General features: G+C 55.3%; 6 protein-coding genes. All 6 read left to right on the top strand.

Annotated features, from left to right (window positions below):
* A partial coding sequence (locus ABID12_RS20755; protein ID WP_354435953.1) for a phage tail protein occupies positions 1–1,650 on the top strand: 1,650 nt, incomplete at its 5' end.
* Positions 1,647–3,140, top strand: a complete 1,494-nt coding sequence (locus tag ABID12_RS20750; RefSeq protein ID WP_354435952.1) for a hypothetical protein — start codon at positions 1,647–1,649, stop codon at positions 3,138–3,140. The genes ABID12_RS20755 and ABID12_RS20750, both read left to right, overlap by 4 nt.
* Positions 3,137–4,075 (top strand): tail fiber protein, encoded by a 939-nt coding sequence (locus ABID12_RS20745; protein ID WP_354435951.1) that lies wholly within the window; start codon positions 3,137–3,139, stop codon positions 4,073–4,075. The genes ABID12_RS20750 and ABID12_RS20745 overlap by 4 nt, the downstream gene beginning before the upstream one ends.
* A gap of 280 nt (positions 4,076–4,355) precedes the next feature.
* Positions 4,356–5,462 carry an acyltransferase family protein gene (locus ABID12_RS20740; protein WP_354435950.1) on the top strand — a complete coding sequence of 369 codons (1,107 nt, stop codon included), beginning with the start codon at positions 4,356–4,358 and terminating at the stop codon, positions 5,460–5,462.
* Between the two features lie 347 nt (positions 5,463–5,809).
* A complete protein-coding gene (locus tag ABID12_RS20735; RefSeq protein WP_354435949.1) occupies positions 5,810–5,965 on the top strand; it encodes a hypothetical protein in 156 nt (51 codons plus the stop codon).
* Positions 5,966–6,015: 50 nt separating this feature from the next.
* Positions 6,016–6,233: lysozyme family protein (locus ABID12_RS20730; protein WP_494337880.1), on the top strand; the 218-nt coding region annotated here is incomplete at its 3' end.

Raw genomic sequence — 6,233 nt, 5'->3', positions numbered from 1 at the left:
CGGCCGCTGGATGCGCTCGAAGAGTTGAGGCTGGCCTGCAATGCGCTTCTGGCCGAGGTCGGCGGCATCTTCAAGGTGCAGGTCGGCGCTCCGGGCAGCGCGGTCTATGCGTTTACGGACGACGATATCATCATTACCAAAGGCCAGAGCCTTGCGCCGCACGGCACGCTGGATGATACGACGAATGCCGTGGAGGCGACCTATCCCGAGCCTGCCGAAAAGTGGACGATGAAGGACGCGCCTGCGCGCTATGACAGCGCACTGGAACTGGCCGATGGCAACCGCCGCCTGCCGGAAAGCTTCAGCTTTGAGGCCTGCCCATACGGCGGCCAGGTGCAGCGGCTTATGCAGGCGATGCTGAAGGACGCGCGCCGGTTTCGCACGCATCAGTTTTTTCTGCCGCCCGACGCCTGGCCGCTGGAGCCCAATGACGTTGTCAGCTGGACCAGTGACCGCAACGGTTATGACAACAAGAAGTTTCTGGTGGTCGGCATCAGCACGACGCCCGGCGTCAATGCCGCCGTCTCGCTGAAGGAAATCGACCCCTCCGATTATGACTGGTCGGCGGCCGATGCGTTGCCGACCGCAGTCGGCTGGCTTGGCAAGATCGGTGTGCCGGCACAGGTGATGACTGGCTGGAATGTTCAGCCTGCCACGCTTCACGATGCCGAGGGCAATGCCTGGCGCCCGACGATCCGGGTTGGCTGGGCCGGCGGCCTGGATGATGTCGAGCGGGTCTGGGTGCAGGTGCGCCTGGCGGCAAATGGCGATGTCGTCTTCGACAGCGACAGCATGCGCTATGCCAGCCCGTATTACGCGCTTTTGCAGCCCGTTTTCCGGCACAATACGGACTATGAGGTGAGGGGGCGTTATATACCGATTTCGCGGCGGCCGACGGAATGGTCTTCGTGGCTTTCCGTCACGACGCCGGATGTCGCCACCGACCTCGATGTGACGCTCGATACCGTCGGCGAGGATGTGCGCCAGACGCTTGAAGGGCTTTATGCCGGCTTGGACGGCGCCTTCAAGCGGCTCGCCGATCTTGCCGCTTCGGTCTCGCTGCAAGGTTCTGTCGGCCTGCTGGACCGGCAGGAGTTGCGGCAGCAGGCCGGTGAAGCGTTGGCGCAGATTATCGAGGAACGGCTCGTTCGCGCGACGGAAGACGAGGCGCTGGCACAGCGGACCTTGCTTCTGGGCGCTGAACTGGATGATGCCACAGCTGCGCTAGCGCAGGAGCAGATCGCTCGGGCAACGGTAGATGAAGCGCTTGCCGAGCAGACCAACACGCTGACAGCCCAGCTTGGCGATGCGTTTGCTGCGGGACAGGTGAGATTTTCCGTGGCTGCCGACCAGAGTGGCGTTGACGCACGCTTTTCCGTTCTGATCCGGGCCGGAACCGGCGGCGCCTTCCGGGAAAGCGGCTTCTATCTTGAGGTCTATACCGAAGGCGGCATCCAGCGATCGCGCTTTGCGGTCAATGCCGACCAGTTCGTCGTACTGAACAATGGCCAGCGGCCGCTTGTCTTCGAAGGTGGGACCCTGAAACTCAACGTCGCCGACATCGGTACGGTGCGCGCAGGGTACATGGAAAGCCTCAACAACAAGATGATTGTCGATTTGAACGCCGGGAGGATCATTATCCGCTCATGACCCGCACGCTGATCGGCCTCGATTATGCTGGCGTAGCCTCGGTCAAGGTCTCGACCGACGCCTATGATCCGGCGACAACGCCAGACACGACCTATGGCGCCTGGCTCTATAACTCCAAATTCGACCCGATCCGGTATTGCGGGGCTGAACTCATCGCCGATGCGGGTGGCGCGCCCGATGTGCAGTATTTCCCGGTCGGAACGGGCGAGAGTGACTATCAGCTTAAAATCACAAACTATGTGCTGACGTACTACAATTTCCGGAACACGTGGTTCGATGGTCTCTATTATTCGATGCCGATTTTTTCGAAAAAAATCGTATCGTTGTCGGGGCGTTTTTCGGGCCGTATCGTGCGTCAATATTTTGGCTACGAGGGGCGGAGCGGATATCTGGCATCCACCGGCGCATGGCAGCCGGGCTGGTATTCCGGATACTACAATGGCACGGAAAATATCGGAAACGGAACGCGCGCATGGCCGGACTATGACAACAGCGCCAATCCTTCAGGCAATCTCGTCTTGCAGGTCTGGAACCTGCCGGGCAATGCGGAGCCCATCCGCGACCCGCCGCTGGATCCCGTCAGCGGCCAGACATCGGTAATCATAGACAGCACGACCTGTCGCGTTGCCAAGCCCGGCTATGATGCCAATACGGCAAGCGAAAGTGAGCTTGCTTTCGACAGTTCGGTTTTGCCGATCAAGGTTGTCGCGGCAAACGATGTTGCCGTTCCGTCTGGCGTTTCAAGTGTGCCGGTCGGCGCCATACCGGATGATTGTCTGGTGGATGTGCATTTCTACAGCGGTTCCAATATCTACTATCCGGTCTCTCCGTTTCTCGGGGCGTCCGACCCCTCGATCGGCGCGGAATACTGGTTGTCCGGGGGGCAGCTTCATTTTGACAACAGCTATGGCGAATGTCGTGCGCGTTACATGGTCTATGCCAGCAACAATACCGGTCCGACCTATGGCGATAATGATGTCCTACGGCAATTCAATGATGGAACGCGTGATGTCGTCCAGTTCCTGCGGCCCGGCGCCGGTGCTGATCCGAGCTTCGCGGACATCATTCTCGATACCCGCTGGCCGGCACTCAGGATCGTAAAACAAGGCTACATACCAATCACCGCCGACGGTTATCAGGAATGGTCTGTGTCTTTCGATGCCGGCGGGGCGTGGCCGTTCGTAAAATACATGACCGTGCATGGAAGCCACTATGACGACCGCGGCGAAAACTGGTCCGCGATGATCCGGGAGCCTTACGTCAAGCGGCTCTACACAAACAGGCCCGGATCGGCGGGCGGTGCGGCGGGCGACACAACCTATTGCCGCCTCTCGTCCTCGGAGGCCCGGTTTTACACCTACCGTGGCAATCCGGTTCGCATGTTCTATGCGGATTTTGAAGACTACGACAATCGCCGCCTGTCTTATTGGTACGACGAAGCGCCAATCCAGGGCATCCGCTATTACATTTTCGGGATACCGCAGCCATGAATTACACGACAGGCACAATCACCCTTACAAATGGTTCGGCAGCCGTGACAGGGACGGGCACGGGCTGGCAGACGGCGCTGATCGCCGGCGGCGTCATTTATCCGCAGGCGGCCGGAAACCCGCTGCCGATCGCAAGCGTCGACAGCAATACCGCCATTACGGCCGCAACCGAATGGGTCGGCGCCACCGGCACCTATGCCTATGCGCTCCAGCGGCAGGACGATGCAAACCAGACCTATGCCAACGCCGAGGCGCTTGCGCGCTACATCGCGCAACTCGATAACCCGGCACTTTCAGCCATTGCCGGGCTGACGCCAGCAGCCGATAGGCTCCCGTACTTCAATGGGAGCGGTTCTGCTGATCTGACGATGCTAACCGCTTTTGCGCGCACTCTGCTTGCCGCCACCGATGAGGCCGCTGTCCGGAAGACTATTGGCGCTGCTCCTGAAACGCCTGGGAAGGTGGCGATGTTTGCCACGCCGTCGGCTCCCTCCGGCTGGTTGAAGGCCGATGGCGTATTATTGTCGCGCACGGCTTACGCCGGCTTGTTTGCCGCCATAGGGACGCGGTTCGGAGCAGGCGATGGATCGACCACTTTCGCATTACCGGATCTTCGCGGTGAGTTTCTGCGCGGCTGGGATGATGGGCGTGGCGTCGATGGAAGCCGCGCTCTGGGCAGCGTGCAGTCCGATGCGATCCGTAATATCACCGGTCAGCTTGGCACATACGCAACCGGAAGCCTGCAGAGTATTCTTGGCTCGGGGGACGGCGCATTCAGCGTGGATACGCCTGCCGCTGATGGGAGTATTGTCTCGGGATCACCAAATGCACTTACGCGCTATCGATACGCGAACTTCGATGCATCGGCCGTCGTCCCCACGGGCCCGGAAAACCGCCCGCGCAACATCGCACTGCTTGCCTGCATCAAACACTGACGGAGCATTCATGAAAATCATATCACTATGACTCTAAAAGCGGTGAAATCCTTGGACATGGGGAAGCAGACGCTGATCCATTGAATGCCGGAAATTACTAGATACCGACGAATGCAACAACGTTAGCGCCACTTGCTGCTGCCACTGGACAGATTGCTGCCTTGGAAATATTGCGATTCATTCTTGTAAAAATTGCTTCAATCAGCAATTGGTGCTCCCGAGAGTAAGCGTTTTGAATGAGAAGGGATTAAAGGTGGTAATGTCTCATAGGATGGCCTATTTGGATTCCGTGCGTGGCGGCGCGGCGGTCGCTGTCGTTCTTGGGCATAGTATTCTTGCATTTTGGCCGGGTATTGGCCGAAACCAATACTTCAATATGTTCAGCTCATCTCCTTTAAGTCTTATATGGAATGGAAGTTCTGCGGTTTGCATTTTCTTTGTATTAAGCGGTGTTGTTTTAAGCGCAGGATATTTTTCTTCGTCAAGAAATGATTATTACATTGAGATATCAGCTATACGTAGATATCCTAGGTTGGTTGTTCCGATACTTATCACTACTATTATTTCATATTTTATCATGAAATTTCAATTAATAAACAGTATAGATGTTGCTAATATTACAAATTCAAAGTGGCTTGTTAGGTATTATAATTTTGACCAAAAATTTATTGATTCAATTAAGTTTGGTTTTTACGATGTATTTTTTAGTTATAAACCAACAACTTCCTATGTTCCTCCAGCCTGGACGATGAAGATAGAGCTCTATGGCTCTTTCATTGTATTTTCTGTATTGGCGATCTTCGGTAGAAGCCGGACAAGGGTTATTGCGTATTGTGCGTTAATTGTATTGATGTGGGATACTTTTTATGTTGGTTTTGTTTTTGGAGTTATTATAAGCGACTGCTTTTTAAATGGAAAGGTTTGGCGCGGTTTTAAGATGTATTATGGGTTTGGGGTATTGTTTTTGGGTCTTATTCTACTCAGCCACACGGGGCGAAGCGACTGGCTTACATCATTGGTTGGTCGGGTGGATAACAAACACCTCTCCGATTTCATTAACATGATTGGTGCGTCTTTGGTTATCATTGCCTTGATGGGGTGCAATGAATTGCGTCGTCCATTAGAAATTTCAGCTCTTAAATGGCTGGGGAAAGTCTCTTTTCCGCTCTATCTTGTCCATTTTGTTGTATTGTCGACCTTGGGGGCCTGGGTTTATTTGTTTTTGGTGAAAAATGGCCCCAGTGACATGGCATCCTTGATTTCAATCGCAGTGACGTTGATTGTCTCATTGATCGCTGCTGGTGTGGTTTATCCGATCACTGAGCGGCCCGCGCTTTTTATCTCTCGAGAAATAGGTAAATTTCTGATGAGGCAGAAAATTTCATAAATACATTCATAATTTCAACTGAACCTTTGTTCTAAGGATCGGACTATTTATGTCCTCTGATCCCCTTGCCTTAGAGTCTGTTCAATAAAGCAGACAGCGGGCGAGCCTTCTGTCGTGAGCTTGATCAACGCGGTCTGTATGAAGGTGAGGCTTGTTGCTGAGAAGCGCTCGAAATTCTTTGCGAACAGCGGTCTATCCCGCGCCACGCCAATTTTCGTTTGACAATCTAGCGTTTCGGCAGAACGAGTATCTTGGGTCAGGAACGGCCGATTCCGATCCGCTGGAGGAGGGCCGCTTCCTTATTCCCGCCGATGCCGTTACCGTCGCGCCGCCCGCTGCCGGGCCGCATGAGGCAAACGGCCGTCGGCGAGTTCGTGCAATCAACCTTCGATCGCCGGGCGGCGGTACTTGCCGCGATCGCAGACGGTTCCGTTTCCGACATGGGCGCTATCGTCGATGCCTTCGCTGATGTGACTGACGACTGGATGCCACCATCCGCATAATCGCTGACCTAGCCGCTTAGCGAGCGGCGACAACTCAAGGAAAATCGATCATGACAATCACCACGGTATCCAGCCGGGGGCGCGCTTTCGTGCGTCTTCATGAAGGCAATCCGCTGACCGCCTATCTCGATCCGACCGGCACGCCGACGATCGGGACCGGCTTCACCATGAATTCCGCCTACTGCAAACGCGAATTCGCAAAGCTCGGCATTACAAAACTCATTCCCGGCAAGACGAAAATCACCGCCGAACAATCAGACCGGATCCT

It is taken from the genome of Martelella mangrovi, from assembly GCF_040545495.1.
In the GTDB taxonomy this organism is placed as follows: domain Bacteria; phylum Pseudomonadota; class Alphaproteobacteria; order Rhizobiales; family Rhizobiaceae; genus Martelella; species Martelella mangrovi.
The sequence above is the reverse complement of the archived record's forward strand: the minus strand, read 5'-3'. Positions and strand labels throughout refer to the sequence as shown.

Coding starts and splice junctions, on each gene's coding strand:
- ABID12_RS20735 (WP_354435949.1), top strand. CDS start 5,810: ATGAGGCAAACGGCCGTCGGCGAGTTCGTGCAATCAACCTTCGATCGC.
- ABID12_RS20745 (WP_354435951.1), top strand. CDS start 3,137: ATGAATTACACGACAGGCACAATCACCCTTACAAATGGTTCGGCAGCC.
- ABID12_RS20750 (WP_354435952.1), top strand. CDS start 1,647: ATGACCCGCACGCTGATCGGCCTCGATTATGCTGGCGTAGCCTCGGTC.